We start from the raw sequence: 12,700 nt of genomic DNA, 5'->3' as shown, positions 1-12,700 counted from the left end.
AATTGAGGTAATGAAATGAATCACCTATCCCTCGTTAAGGAATTAGTTCAGGCCTATCAGGCCTTTGAGGCTCACTCTGGAGCGCATATTAAAGAGATGGGCTTAACCACAACCCAGTTTGACATTGTGGCGACCTTAGGTAATCAGCCCCCAATGACTTGTAAGGAATTGGGTGAGAAGACACTAGTTTCTAAAGGCACTATGACGGGTGTTTTAGAAAGGCTCGAGGCGAAAGGCTTAATTGAAAAGTTTCTGAACGTTGAAGACGGCCGTAGTTACAAGATTGGCCTCTCAAAGTCTGGCGACAAATTATTTAAGAAGGTATTTCCGGAGCATGTGGAATACCTCGGCAAGGCGTTTAGCAAGCTCACCAAAAAAGAATTAGAACAAGCGGTAATGGTTTTAAAAGAAGTAAAAGCAATTTTTAATTAAACAATTTTTCAGTAAACATTACAAAGGAACATTACATGAACACATATCAAAGCATGCTTAACCTCGTTGGTCGATTGCTTATCGTTGCACTATTTTTACCGGCAGGTTTGGGAAAGATTGCTGGATTTGAGGGAACATTAGGCTACTTCGCTTCTTTGGGTATTACAGCTCCAGTATTCGCATTGGTAGCAACAATTGTGATTGAAGTTTTGGGAAGCATTGCATTGATCGTAGGTTTTCAGACACGTATCGTTGCAGTGATCATGGCGATCTTTACTTTAATCGCTGCTGCTACTGGGCATGCATTTTGGGCTGCTCCAGCAGATGCAGTATTTATCGCTCAATTGCTATTCTTTAAGAACATTGCGGTAATGGGTGGTTTATTGGTGTTGGCTTCTACTGGTGCTGGTAGATTCAGTATTGATGGTCGTAAAGCAGCGAAGTAATTTCATTCATTAAAGGAAAAGATCATGACTAAAGTAGCCGTTGTATTTCATAGTGGATATGGCCACACAGTTAAACAAGCTGAAGCCCTATCTAAGGGAGCAAATGGCACGCTAATAGCCATTGATTCCGAAGGCAATATTACTGATGCGCAGTGGGAAATTCTCAATACTGCTAATGCCATCGTATTTGGTTCGCCAACCTATATGGGCACAGTAAGCTGGCAGTTTAAGAAGTTCGCTGATGCCAGTTCTAAGCAATGGTTTTCACAGCAATGGAAAGACAAAGTATTCGGTGGTTTCACAAACTCTGCCACGATGAATGGTGATAAGCACTCCACCTTGCATTACTTCTTCACTCTGGCAATGCAGCATTCAGGTATCTGGGTTGGCACTGGTTTAATGCCTTCGAACTCCAAAGCCGCGAAGCGTGATGATGTGAACTATGTTGGCTCTTCTGCTGGTGCGATGATGCAGACTCCTTCAGACGCAAGTACTGATGAGGTAAATGTGGGCGATTTAGAAACAGCACGTCTCTATGGTGAGCGTATTGCCAAGATTGCCGCTGAACTTAAAGCTAAGTAAGCTTTTTATCTGAAAGAAATTGGGGGAATCATGAAAAAACTCATTGGTTTGCAAGGTAATGATCGAGGACACTGGGTGGGCGATGGATTTCCTGTGCGCACCCTATTCTTCTATCAAGACCTGGGAAAGCAAATGAGTCCATTCTTGATGTTGGACTATGCGGGTCCAGCAGAGTTTCCCCCAACAACTGAGCGTAAAGGCGTGGGCTCGCACCCTCATCGTGGATTTGAAACAGTCACCATTGTTTACGAAGGTGAGGTAGCTCATAAAGATTCAACAGGTCAGGGCGGTACTATTGGTCCTGGAGATGTTCAGTGGATGACCGCCGGCTCTGGCATCTTGCATGAAGAGTTTCATTCTGAAGACTTCGCCAAAAATGGTGGCAATCTAAATATGGTGCAGTTGTGGGTGAATTTGCCAGCAAAACTCAAAATGACTAAGCCTGGCTATCAAGCCATTCTGGATAAACAGATTCCTGCGATTGATTTGAAGAATGGCGCAGGACAAGCGCGCATCATTGCTGGAGAGTTTGATGGCCATACAGGGCCAGCCAATACCTTTACCCCTCTCAATGTGATTGATTTGAAGTTGAAGAAGGGTTCAACAACTATTCCTGTGCCTGAGGGTTGGAATACTTCCCTAGTTGTGCTGAAGGGTGCCGTCGAGGCTGGTGAGGGCGTGGTGGCCAAGGATGCCCAGATGCTGATGTTTGGCAATCAGGGTCGGGATATTCAAGTTAATGTGCTGGAGGATTCCATTGCATTGCTACTGAGCGGCGAGCCGATTAATGAGTCTATCGTGGGCTACGGCCCATTCGTCATGAATACCAAAGAAGAAATTGCTCGGGCAATGCAGGATTTCAATAGCGGAAATTTTGGAAAAATTGCTCATTAAGAATGTGGCTGCAGCCTAAAAAATCCGTTTGACTTCTACGCTTAGCTGTGAACAAAATTCATTAGTTAAATCAAGGCTTTACACAGACTGGATTGAAAAAGTATGTTCAAATATCAGCTGTAGAAAAGGAAATTTGTCACAGTACATGTTTGGTTCAAAAGAATTCTTTATTTTGCGTTGGCTTCCGTTGTTATCCGCGGGGTTTCTCTCTGCGTGTGCTGTTGGTCCTGACTTCAAGCAGCCTGATGCTCCAAATACATCTCGATATACCGAAACCGCACTTTCACAGAAATTGGCTACTGCACCGGGGGTGCCCGGTGGAACTGATCAAGAGTTTGTTGAGGGTGCCGATATTGAGGCTCAGTGGTGGGAATTATTTAAATCTCCCGAGCTGGATTTATTGATCAAAAAAGCTTTGCAACAGAACCCGAACTTAGGTGCAGCTGACGCTGCCTTGCGTTCCAGTCAAGAAAATGTCAGCGCACAAATTGGTGGTCAATACTTCCCAGCAGTTGGGCTAGGTGGTAACGCTACACGCCAGTTACAGCCGTCAGCTATTTATGGATTGCCTTATGGCTCCGATACCTACAATCTCTATAACGCTTCCGTAAACGTCACCTATAAGCTTGATGTTTTTGGTGGTGCGCGTCGTGCCGTTGAGGGGGCGAGAGCACAAGCAGAAATTGCCCAGTTTCAGTTAGAAGGCGCATACCTGTCTTTAACGGCCAATATTGTGACTAGTGCTGTACGTGAAGCTGCACTCCGTGCACAAATGCAAGCCACTGAAGAAATTCTAAAAGCGCAAACCAATTTGGCTGAAGTAACAGAGAAGCAATTAGTAATTGGCACAGTATCTCGAGTTGATGTGACATCGCAAAGAACTTTGGTATCTAACTCTCAAGTCGATTTATTTACATACGAACGCAATCTGTCCTTTGCGCGTAATCAGTTAGCGGTATTGGTGGGCGAGTTGCCTAGTAATGCCAACATCACTAAATTCGATTTAAAGTCTTTGCATTTGCCAGAAAAGTTACCGTTGTCCATCCCATCCAGTCTGGTGCGACAACGCCCAGACGTTCGTGCTGCAGAAGCGCAGCTTAAGGCTACTAATGCTTTGGTAGGCGTAGCCACTGCAAATTTATTGCCACAATTTAATATCACTGGCGCCGTCGGTTCTGCGGCGCTCACTAGTAGCGCACTGTTTGGGCCTAACGCAGCATTATGGTCAGTTGCTGGTGGCGTCTTCCAGCCGCTCTTTCAGGGTGGGCAATTATTGGCACAACGTCGTGGCGCTATTGCTAATTATGAACAAGCAGTTTTCCAATATCAAGCAACTGTGCTCAAGGCGTTCCAAGAGGTGGCTGATTCTTTGCGTGCACTAGAGACTGGTGCCCAGGCATTGAAGTCTGCATCGGATGCAGAGCGATACGCTTATGAAACGCTGGAGTTGGTTCAGCAGCAATATAAGTTAGGTACTGCAAGTTACTTGGCTGTTCTCTACTACCAAAATCAATATCAAATTGCTAAAGTCAAATCGGTTTCTGCTCAGGCTACCCGGTTCTCTGATACAGCAGCATTATTTGCAGCACTAGGCGGCGGCTGGTGGAATCGTACCGGCCCAGCCTTTCAACCAAAAGCCATAGCGAACAAAGATCAAAATGAAACTTCTGGAAACAATTAAAACCAAAGTGACTGCAGCGGCACTTGCCTTGTGGGCTTGGATGCGTGCGAAGGCAGTGGAATGGAAGCTTCGCGAGAGACTTATCGCTCTTTGGGAAAAGGCGAAAGGTGTATGGGTACGCTTACGCGAACGCTTTCTGCGGAGTAAGGCTAATGCCAAACTGCAATCAATGACGCCTTTGGGTCGACGCATGACCATTATGTTGTGCGGCGTATTTTTGTTATTGGGTTTGATTTTTGGGTTTAATCAACTCAAGACATTCATGATTAAGCATTTCATTGCTGGTATGGGTTTGCCGCCAGCAACGGTCTCGACGATGGTGGTGGAAGCAACAGCATGGCAACCCAAGCTATCTAGCGTTGGTAATATCCGCGCATTTAGGGGTGTAGAGCTCAGCACTGAAATTGGTGGTTTAGTACAAACCGTGCCTATTAAATCCGGCATGGATGTCAAGGAAGGTGATTTGCTGATTAAATTAAATGACGCCTCAGATGTTGCACAACTCAATTCATTAAAAGCGTTGGCAGATTTGGCTAAAGTAATTAATGAGCGCGATAGACAGCAATTAGAAATTCAGGCGATTAGTAAGAACGTATTCGACACCAGCAAAGCAGATGCAAAGTCAAAGCAGGCTCAGGTAGAGCAGCAAACGGCTTTAGTCGCGAAGAAGAATTTGAAAGCCCCTTTTAGTGGCCGTGTCGGCATCGTGATGATTAACCCTGGTCAATACGTTAATCCAGGCGATAAGTTACTCACTCTCCAAACCTTGGATCCAATTTTTGTGGATTTCAATCTCCCGCAGAGTAATGCTGAACAGATTCAGGTTGGCCAAGAAATTGTGGTGACGACTGATGCATTCAAAGGTACAAGCTTTACTGGCAAGGTTACTGCCGTGAGTCCTAAAGTGGATACAAATACTCGCAATATTCAGATCGAGGCTCAGTTGGCCAATCCAGATAAAAAGATTTTGCCGGGCATGTTTGCTAACGTGAATATTAAGTTGGGTGAAGAAGTGAAGTTGCTGACCTTGCCTCAAACTGCGGTGACTTATAACCCGTATGGCTCCACAGTCTTTATTGCTAAACCAACTGGTAAAAAGGATAAGCAGGGCAAACCTGCGCTTGAGGCTCAACAGGTTTTTGTAACTACAGGCCTAACGCGTGGCGATCAAGTGGCAATCCTCAAGGGGGTTGAGGAGGGTGCGACAGTGGTCACTAGTGGTCAGCTCAAGCTCAAGAACGGTACTCCATTGATTGTGAACAATAAGGTGCTGCCGTCTAATTCACCAAACCCGCAGCCACAGGAATAAGTCCTAGATGAATTGGACTGACATATTTATTCGTAGGCCAGTGCTCTCGCTGGTAGTGAGCGCACTTGTCTTGGTATTTGGTTTGAAGGCAGTTGGATCTTTGCCAGTAAATCAGTATCCGCAAACCCAAAATGCGATTGTGACGATTACGACGGCCTACTATGGTGCCGATCCTGAAACGATTGCAGGATTTATTACGCAGCCATTAGAGACGGCAATTGCTCAGTCTCAAGGTATTGATTATTTGTCATCGATGAGTGTGAGTGGTCTTTCGACGATTACCGCCACTCTGAAGCTCAACTACGACTCCAATGCAGCATTAACGCAAATCCAAACTCAGATTAGTTCGGTCAAGAATCAACTGCCACCACAAGCTCAGCAGCCTATATTGACTGTACAAATCGGTCAATCCACTGCGGCGATGTATATGGGCTTTTATAGCGATGACATTCCGAATAATGCGATTACCGATTACCTATTGAGGGTGGTTAAACCGAAGCTGGATGCCGTGGATGGCGTCCAAAATGCTGAAATCACTGGTGGTAGAAAGTTTGCTCTGCGGGCTTGGCTAGATCGCGAGAAGATGGCTGGCCTTGGTGTGGGTGCTGATGATGTCTATAGCGCAATGGCTGCCAATAACTATCTATCAGCGGTGGGTAGCACTAAGGGCGACATGGTTGCTGTCGATTTAGTGGCTGGTACAGATCTACACACGCTCGATGAGTTCCGCAAATTGGTTGTCAAAAAAGATGGCATCAATATTGTCTATTTAGATCAAGTGGCGACCGTGAGCATGGGGTCCGAGGACTACAACACGAATGTCGCATTTAGCGGTAAGCGCTCAGTCTTTATTGCCATCAAGGTCGCGCCTCAGGCGAACTTGCTTGATGTGGCAGAGCGTGTTCGTGCCGCAGTGCCAGATATACAGAAGCAGTTGCCAACTGGTATGTCGGGCAAAGTGGTGTACGACTCGACTAAGTTCATTACTACTTCGATTGATGAAGTGGTAGCCACCCTATTGGAAGCGCTGTTAATTGTGACGGTGGTGATTTACCTTTTCTTGGGAAGTGCGCGTGCAGTTGCAGTTCCTGTGATTGCGATGCCACTCTCTTTAATTGGCACGTTCTTCTTAATGCAGGTATTGGGCTACTCCATTAACTTACTAACACTACTAGCCCTAGTGCTTGCAATTGGCCTGGTAGTGGATGATGCGATTATTGTGGTTGAGAACGTTGACCGCCACATGAAGGAAGGCAAGTCTCCGCTGGAGGCCTCCTTAATTGCTGCACGCGAATTGGGTGGTCCAATTTTGGCAATGACGATTGTGTTGATCGCGGTCTATATTCCAATTGGCTTCCAGGGCGGTTTAACGGGCGCGCTCTTTACCGAATTTGCCTTTACTTTGGCTAGTGCCGTAGCGGTATCGGGATTGATTGCGTTAACGCTTTCTCCGATGATGTGCTCACGCATCTTTACTGAAGAGCAAGAAGCTTCATCGTTTGTGCAAAAGATCGATCGGATTTTTGATAAGGTACACCACAGTTATCAAACCACCTTGCGCGAGCTCTTGAGTACTTGGCAAGTCATTATTGTGATGGGTGTGATTTTGTTGGGTGGAGTCGCTTACCTTTACGCCACTGCCCGTGCTGAATTAGCGCCAACAGAAGACCAGGGTATTGTGTTGATGCAGGCTTCGGGCCCACCCAACAGTACAGTGAATCAGATGCAGACTTACGCTGATCAGATTTATCAAATATCTGCAGCAGAACCTGAGTATGAGCAGATGTTCCAGATCACCAGTCCAACCAGTAGCTTTGGTGGTGTATTACTCAAGGATTGGGATCAACGCAGTCGTAATGCCACGAAGTTCCAAGAAGATATGCAAAGTAAGTGGAATACGATCGCAGGCGCTCGCGTAGCAGCCTTCCAGTTCCCAGCTTTGCCTGGTGCACAGGGTTTACCGGTTCAAGTGGTAATCAACACTACCGAGTCTTACGAGCAGCTTAACGAAGTATCTCAGGCCGTTTTAGATAAGGCCCGTCGTAGTGGCAATTTCTTCTTCGTGGATTCAGATTTGAAGATTGATAAGCCGCAAGACGTTTTGGAAATCGATCGTGAAAAAGTGGCTGCATTGGGCATGACTCAGCAGCAGGTGGGTAGCGCACTCTCCGCTGCCTTGGGCGGTGGTTATGTTAATTATTTCTCTGTAGCTGGCCGTTCCTATCGCGTTATTCCGCAAGTAAAGCAGGTAGATCGTTTAAATCCAGATCAAATCTTGGATTACTACATCCGCACTCCAAGTGGACAAATGATTCAGGCGCGCACCATAGCGACAATTAAGCAAAAAGTAGTCCCTCAGTCCATTAATCACTTTCAGCAGTTGAACTCCGCAACGATCTCTGGTGTGAGTACGCCGTTTATTTCTCAAGCGGATTTACTAGAGTTCATGCGTCAAACCTTAAAAGAGGTGGCGCCGAATGGTTACACCATGGATTACGCTGGGCCATCCCGTCAGTTCATGGCAGAGTCTGGTGGATTTTTGGTGACGATGTTCTTTGCGATCTTAATTGTGTTCCTGGTCCTGGCTGCACAGTTTGAGAGTTTTCGAGATCCGATCGTCATCTTGGTTTCAGTACCGCTTGCTTTATTTGGCGCACTCATATTTATCAATCTCGGATTTACAACTTTGAATGTGTATACCCAGGTTGGTCTTGTTACGTTGATGGGTCTGATTAGTAAGCACGGTATTTTGATTGTGGAGTTTGCTAATGAATTGCAAGAGGCTGGACGCAGTAAGCTTGATGCCATCGTAGAGGCTAGTAGCGTACGTTTACGTCCGATCTTGATGACCACTGCAGCGATGGTCTTGGGCGTAGTGCCTCTAGTGATCGCCTCTGGAGCCGGTGCTGCTGGCCGTCAATCGATGGGTATCGTGATCTTTACTGGATTGTCGATCGGCACTCTGTTTACGCTCTTCGTGGTGCCTGCGATGTACTTATTTATTGGTGCCGATCACCACCAGAAGAAATTTAAGCAGCAGTAATAGATTCTGTAATCTACTAATTAAAAAGGGTGAATCAAGTTCACCCTTTTTAATTGAGTCCTTATCTTACTTCACTATATTGAGCTCTTTTTCAGCAACTATGCTGTATTTGGTTTCAGTTTCTATACGATGCATCCATGCATCAATATTGCTGAGCTGTGATCGTGCCCCAGTTTTTTCTGGAAAGGTTTGATTTAGCAGGATCCAGCGGCTTACGCACAATGCTAATGGAATATCTCCAATAGTAAATTTTTCACCTGAGCAGTAGGAATGATTTTCTAAATACTGGTCAAGCAAAGCTAATAGTGAGTCTGCTTCTTGATAAGACTTCTGAATTAGCTCATAGTTACGATCTGCTTCAGGGGTACGAGTAAGTCCAAGTAATGCAACTCGTAGCGGCGGCCACATGGTCCCCAGTTGCCAGTCCATCCACTTCTCTGACTGATACTGGGTAGCAATTGCATTCGTGAATCGGTTTGATCCATCGTACTGACGGATCAGATATCGCAAAATAGTATTGGACTCCCAGAGTACAAGATCACCGTCTTGAAGAGTTGGAACTAGGCCATTGGGATTGAGCGCTAAGAATTCAGGAGTACGATTTTTTCCAAAATGAAGGCCCGCATCAATGCGCTCAAAATCCCTGCCTTCCTCTAAGCCTAACTCCGCCAAGCACCACAATACCTTCTGGACATTGATTGAAGTTTTTCTTCCCCACAAACGCATCATGAGAACTCCTGTTTGGTTGTATTTAAAGGGGTGTATCTAGACCCATAAATTTGCTGTGAGCAAATATCAGTGGATGGCTTTCTGGGGTGTGCTTTAGATTGAGGACCTTGGCAACAATGATGTTGTGATCGCCCCCGGTATGAACCGAAACTGTCTCGCATTCAAAGTAGGCGCAGCATCCTTCAATCTGAGTGAGGCCGCTTGCTGCAATTTTGTGCGGAATGTTAACGAATTGATTTTCTTTGACGGTAGCAAAGTGCATTGCCATAGCTTCTTGCGAACGCTCGAGTATATGAATTAACTGTTTATGACCCACTTCAAAATTGGGCATTAGGCGTGAATGTTTCTTGAGACTCCATAAAATGAGTGGCGGCTCCAACGAAACTGTATTGAAAGAGCTGATGGTGATGCCATGAGCGCTTTGGTCTGCATCTAGGCAGGTGATGACTGTGACCCCAGTAGCAAAGGAAGAAAAGCCTTTGCGGAGCTCTTGGGAGGTAAATGGGGTCATCTTGCTTTGCTTATCGAATGGTTCAATTATTTTGCTGTCGCTGGAGTGGGGGCATCGTTTGGAATGGTTGTACCTGGAATTGGGACTAGGATTTCATTCTCTTCAGCTTTAACGCATTTAAAGCGATATTCCTTGCCAGCCTTGGAAAGGAAGCTTGCGCCTTGGTAGAAATCATTCTTACAAGTTGTATTAGCGAAATCCATGACATCTTGTGGTGCTGCGCTGGAGCTAATTAGGCGCATGTTGCCCATAGACATATTGATTTGGCTCGATGAGCAGCCGGCCAACACTAAGCCAGAAATCGTAGTTAATAGTAGAATTTTTTTCATGGAAACCTCCATAATCAGCAATGCTCGTTAGGATAAACCTATTACGCACTTGCTGCGGGGAATGCAGCGTATTTAAAAGGAAGAGACATGTTTAACGCTATTTTGGTAAATAAAGACGATCAAGCTTATAGGGCTGAGCTTGCTCAGGTTGATGAAGCTAGTTTGCCTGAGGGGGACGTCAGGGTTAAGGTGCTCTATTCCACACTGAATTACAAAGATGGTTTGGCGATCACTGGCAAAGGCCCAGTAGTGCGAAGCTTTCCTATGGTTCCCGGAATTGATTTTGCAGGGGAGGTCTTGGAGAGCGCTAGCCCAGAATTTAAAGCTGGCGACATGGTATTGCTCAATGGCTGGGGTGTTGGCGAAGGTCATTGGGGTGGGTTGGCTCAACAAGCGCGCGTGAAGTCAGAGTGGCTCATCCCCTTACCGAAGGGGTTTACTGCTAAGCAGGCCCTAGCTATTGGTACTGCTGGCTACACAGCAATGTTGTGTGTGATGGCGTTGCAAAAGCATGGCTTGAAGCCGAGTGATGGCGAGGTATTGGTCACTGGTGCAGCGGGTGGAGTAGGTAGCTTCGCAATTACTCTGTTGAGTAAATTAGGATTTACGGTTGTTGCCAGTACTGGACGCATGTCCGAGGCTGATTACTTGAAGAAATTAGGCGCAAGTGAAGTGATTGATCGTGCTGCTCTGTCTGCTCCTGGCAAGCCTTTGGCAAAAGAGCGTTGGGCAGCAGTAGTCGATAGCGTTGGTAGTCATACATTAGCTAATGCCTGTGCACAAACGAAGAGCGATGGTGCGGTTGCCGCTTGTGGTCTTGCTCAAGGAATGGATTTTCCATCGACTGTTGCGCCATTCATTTTGCGTGGCGTGACTTTGTATGGCATTAATAGTGTGACAGTGCCAAAGGCAAAACGTATTGCTGCTTATGAGCAATTAACTAAATTAGTTGATCTCAAAACTTTAGAGGAGATCTCTCACGAAATTAGCTTGGAAGATTCCATTAAATATGCAGCAGAACTGATGGCGGGCAATGTGCGCGGTCGTTTAATTGTGGATGTTAATAAATAAGCAATTGCTAATTGGCAATGCTTACTGTGGTGCTTGAGGTTTGCGCGTTTCTAGTTTTTCCCAAACTTCAAGTTTTTCAGGATTCGATAGTTCAGACCAGTCAGCAATTTCAGTAAGTGTGCGATAGCAGCCACGGCAAAAACCATTTTCAGGGTTGATGTCGCACCAGTTGATGCAGGGTGATGGAACTGTTATCAAAGCAAACCTAGAATAGAAATAGATGAATACCAAAAACCAATCCAGCGATCTTAGTTCTATTCATTATCCCTTAGCCGATGCTTTGCCGGAAGTGGGCAGCTCCATGGAGGTTGCGCCTGGTGTTCGTTGGTTGCGGATGCGTCTCCCGTTTGCTTTAGACCACATCAATTTATGGCTGCTGCGTGATCAGTTTGAAGGTGTTCAAGGTTGGACGATTGTGGATTGTGGCATTGCCAACGAAGAGACGAAAGCAGCATGGGATCAGATATTTGCTACTCAGCTAGAAGGCTTGCCAGTGCTGAGGGTGATCGTGACTCATATGCATCCAGATCACGTAGGGCTCTCCCAATGGCTATGCGAAAAATGGAATGCACCGCTCTGGATTTCTATGACGGATTATTTAACTGCGCAATGGTTGAGTCATAAAGAGGGTGGGGCTGCGGTTGGTGCTCGTGCTGGTGGCGGTGGTTCGGCAGACCACTTTCAAAAGCATGGACTCATTGCCCCCGAGGATTTAGAAAAAATTCGCGCGCGATCAAACTACTATAGCAATATGGTTCCAGGTGTGCCACGGCAATATCGTCGCATCATCGATGGTGAAATGATTTTGATTGGTGGGCATGAATGGCAAGTGATTATGGGGTTTGGTCACGCTCCGGAGCATGCTTCACTATTTTGCAAAGATCTTGATGTATTGATATCTGGTGATATGTTGTTACCGCGTATCTCTACGAATGTGAGCGTCTATGATGCGGATCCGGATGCAGACCCTTTGGGTTTGTATCTCAGCTCTTTAGATCGATATCTCCCGCTTCCCGATGACACTCTAGTGCTGCCATCACATGGCAAGCCCTTTAAAGGAATGAAGCCTCGAATTGATCAGTTGAAATTACACCACGATGAGCGTTTGGCAGAAACGCTTGGTGCATGTAAAAAACCGGCAACTGCTCGTGAGATAGTACCGGTTTTATTTAAGCGTGAATTAGATATTCACCAAATGACATTTGCCATGGGTGAGGCTATTGCTCATCTGAATTACCTACTTCGTCGAGGTAAGTTGAGTCGCCAGCTTTGCGACGACGGCGTGTTGCGGTTTTGCGTGGTTTAGACGCCTTTGTTCCAGATTCTTCAGATGATCCAGTTGCGGCAGCGGCAGTTGCTGAAACGGCATCTCCAAAGGATTTGAGTGCCATCATGGTGGCATGCTGCACCTCTAGGCCTTGAATCGTCGACTTCAAGATATTGAGGTTAAGGTTCAGCCAGTTTTCAACGCTTTTGAGGTCCTTGATGCGCTTTTCTAGCTCATCGGTATCTAGGCCTGGAAATGCGGAGCCGAACCCCCCTGCGGCCTTAGAGGCATCTGTAGTGAAGGGAAATTGCCCTGGCGTCGATCCGCCTGCCCCTTGGCCCCACATAGTTTTCATCATTTCAAGGCTTTGATTGAATTCAGGGATAGTGCCAAACATAGGGTGTGC

Annotated in this window: 14 protein-coding genes; 9 read left to right on the top strand and 5 right to left on the bottom strand. The window is 46.2% G+C overall.

Annotation, left to right across the window (positions count from 1 at the left end):
• The first annotated feature begins 15 nt into the window (after positions 1-15).
• From ICN16_RS05810 to ICN16_RS05780, 7 genes are all read left to right on the top strand, one after another.
• Complete coding sequence (locus tag ICN16_RS05810) at positions 16-432, top strand: MarR family winged helix-turn-helix transcriptional regulator (protein WP_216135427.1); 417 nt, start codon at positions 16-18, stop codon at positions 430-432.
• A 35-nt stretch (positions 433-467) separates the two neighbouring features.
• Entirely contained in the window at positions 468-878 is a 411-nt protein-coding gene (locus tag ICN16_RS05805) for a DoxX family protein (protein WP_216135424.1), read from the top strand.
• A gap of 24 nt (positions 879-902) precedes the next feature.
• Positions 903-1,460 (top strand): flavodoxin family protein, encoded by a 558-nt coding sequence (locus ICN16_RS05800; RefSeq protein WP_216135421.1) that lies wholly within the window; start codon positions 903-905, stop codon positions 1,458-1,460.
• 30 nt (positions 1,461-1,490) lie between these two features.
• Positions 1,491-2,354 carry a pirin family protein gene (locus tag ICN16_RS05795; RefSeq protein ID WP_216135418.1) on the top strand — a complete coding sequence of 288 codons (864 nt, stop codon included), beginning with the start codon at positions 1,491-1,493 and terminating at the stop codon, positions 2,352-2,354.
• Positions 2,355-2,499: 145 nt separating this feature from the next.
• Complete coding sequence (locus ICN16_RS05790; protein WP_216135415.1) at positions 2,500-4,035, top strand: efflux transporter outer membrane subunit; 1,536 nt, start codon at positions 2,500-2,502, stop codon at positions 4,033-4,035.
• Between the two features lie 169 nt (positions 4,036-4,204).
• Complete coding sequence (locus tag ICN16_RS05785; RefSeq protein WP_216135688.1) at positions 4,205-5,344, top strand: efflux RND transporter periplasmic adaptor subunit; 1,140 nt, start codon at positions 4,205-4,207, stop codon at positions 5,342-5,344.
• A 7-nt stretch (positions 5,345-5,351) separates the two neighbouring features.
• Entirely contained in the window at positions 5,352-8,387 is a 3,036-nt protein-coding gene (locus ICN16_RS05780) for an efflux RND transporter permease subunit (protein ID WP_216135412.1), read from the top strand.
• A 66-nt stretch (positions 8,388-8,453) separates the two neighbouring features.
• On the opposite strand, the gene ICN16_RS05775 is transcribed toward ICN16_RS05780, so the two are convergent.
• Genes ICN16_RS05775 through ICN16_RS05765 form a run of 3 tightly spaced genes read right to left on the bottom strand, consistent with a single transcriptional unit; the run spans position 8,454 to position 9,956 of the window.
• A complete protein-coding gene (locus ICN16_RS05775) occupies positions 8,454-9,116 on the bottom strand; it encodes a glutathione S-transferase family protein (RefSeq protein ID WP_255533620.1) in 663 nt (220 codons plus the stop codon).
• A 22-nt stretch (positions 9,117-9,138) separates the two neighbouring features.
• On the bottom strand, positions 9,139-9,627 hold the full coding sequence (locus ICN16_RS05770; protein WP_216135409.1) for a flavin reductase family protein: 489 nt from the start codon (positions 9,625-9,627) through the stop codon (positions 9,139-9,141).
• A 26-nt stretch (positions 9,628-9,653) separates the two neighbouring features.
• On the bottom strand, positions 9,654-9,956 hold the full coding sequence (locus ICN16_RS05765) for a hypothetical protein (RefSeq protein ID WP_216135407.1): 303 nt from the start codon (positions 9,954-9,956) through the stop codon (positions 9,654-9,656).
• A gap of 87 nt (positions 9,957-10,043) precedes the next feature.
• Here ICN16_RS05765 and ICN16_RS05760 point away from each other — a divergent pair, with 87 nt between their 5' ends.
• Complete coding sequence (locus tag ICN16_RS05760) at positions 10,044-11,027, top strand: MDR family oxidoreductase (RefSeq protein ID WP_216135406.1); 984 nt, start codon at positions 10,044-10,046, stop codon at positions 11,025-11,027.
• A gap of 21 nt (positions 11,028-11,048) precedes the next feature.
• Here ICN16_RS05760 and ICN16_RS05755 read toward each other — a convergent pair whose 3' ends face one another.
• Positions 11,049-11,225 (bottom strand): DUF1289 domain-containing protein, encoded by a 177-nt coding sequence (locus ICN16_RS05755; RefSeq protein WP_216135405.1) that lies wholly within the window; start codon positions 11,223-11,225, stop codon positions 11,049-11,051.
• 22 nt (positions 11,226-11,247) lie between these two features.
• Here ICN16_RS05755 and ICN16_RS05750 point away from each other — a divergent pair, with 22 nt between their 5' ends.
• A complete protein-coding gene (locus tag ICN16_RS05750; protein WP_216135404.1) occupies positions 11,248-12,333 on the top strand; it encodes an MBL fold metallo-hydrolase in 1,086 nt (361 codons plus the stop codon).
• Here ICN16_RS05750 and ICN16_RS05745 read toward each other — a convergent pair.
• Positions 12,245-12,691, bottom strand: a complete 447-nt coding sequence (locus ICN16_RS05745) for a PhaM family polyhydroxyalkanoate granule multifunctional regulatory protein (RefSeq protein WP_216135403.1) — start codon at positions 12,689-12,691, stop codon at positions 12,245-12,247. The genes ICN16_RS05750 and ICN16_RS05745 overlap by 89 nt on opposite strands.
• Between the last annotated feature and the right edge of the window lie 9 nt (positions 12,692-12,700).

Source organism: Polynucleobacter sp. es-MAR-4 (assembly GCF_018882055.1).
Taxonomy (GTDB): Bacteria; Pseudomonadota; Gammaproteobacteria; order Burkholderiales; family Burkholderiaceae; genus Polynucleobacter.
This window is presented reverse-complemented; position numbering and strand designations above follow the sequence as displayed.

What these genes read in the sequence shown, in the direction of transcription:
- ICN16_RS05810 (WP_216135427.1), top strand. Translation starts at nt 16, where the DNA reads ATGAATCACCTATCCCTCGTTAAGGAATTAGTTCAGGCCTATCAGGCC.
- ICN16_RS05805 (WP_216135424.1), top strand. Translation starts at nt 468, where the DNA reads ATGAACACATATCAAAGCATGCTTAACCTCGTTGGTCGATTGCTTATC.
- ICN16_RS05800 (WP_216135421.1), top strand. Translation starts at nt 903, where the DNA reads ATGACTAAAGTAGCCGTTGTATTTCATAGTGGATATGGCCACACAGTT.
- ICN16_RS05795 (WP_216135418.1), top strand. Translation starts at nt 1,491, where the DNA reads ATGAAAAAACTCATTGGTTTGCAAGGTAATGATCGAGGACACTGGGTG.
- ICN16_RS05790 (WP_216135415.1), top strand. Translation starts at nt 2,500, where the DNA reads ATGTTTGGTTCAAAAGAATTCTTTATTTTGCGTTGGCTTCCGTTGTTA.
- ICN16_RS05785 (WP_216135688.1), top strand. Translation starts at nt 4,205, where the DNA reads ATGACGCCTTTGGGTCGACGCATGACCATTATGTTGTGCGGCGTATTT.
- ICN16_RS05780 (WP_216135412.1), top strand. Translation starts at nt 5,352, where the DNA reads ATGAATTGGACTGACATATTTATTCGTAGGCCAGTGCTCTCGCTGGTA.
- ICN16_RS05775 (WP_255533620.1), bottom strand. Translation starts at nt 9,116, where the DNA reads ATGATGCGTTTGTGGGGAAGAAAAACTTCAATCAATGTCCAGAAGGTA.
- ICN16_RS05770 (WP_216135409.1), bottom strand. Translation starts at nt 9,627, where the DNA reads ATGACCCCATTTACCTCCCAAGAGCTCCGCAAAGGCTTTTCTTCCTTT.
- ICN16_RS05765 (WP_216135407.1), bottom strand. Translation starts at nt 9,956, where the DNA reads ATGAAAAAAATTCTACTATTAACTACGATTTCTGGCTTAGTGTTGGCC.
- ICN16_RS05760 (WP_216135406.1), top strand. Translation starts at nt 10,044, where the DNA reads ATGTTTAACGCTATTTTGGTAAATAAAGACGATCAAGCTTATAGGGCT.
- ICN16_RS05750 (WP_216135404.1), top strand. Translation starts at nt 11,248, where the DNA reads ATGAATACCAAAAACCAATCCAGCGATCTTAGTTCTATTCATTATCCC.
- ICN16_RS05745 (WP_216135403.1), bottom strand. Translation starts at nt 12,691, where the DNA reads ATGTTTGGCACTATCCCTGAATTCAATCAAAGCCTTGAAATGATGAAA.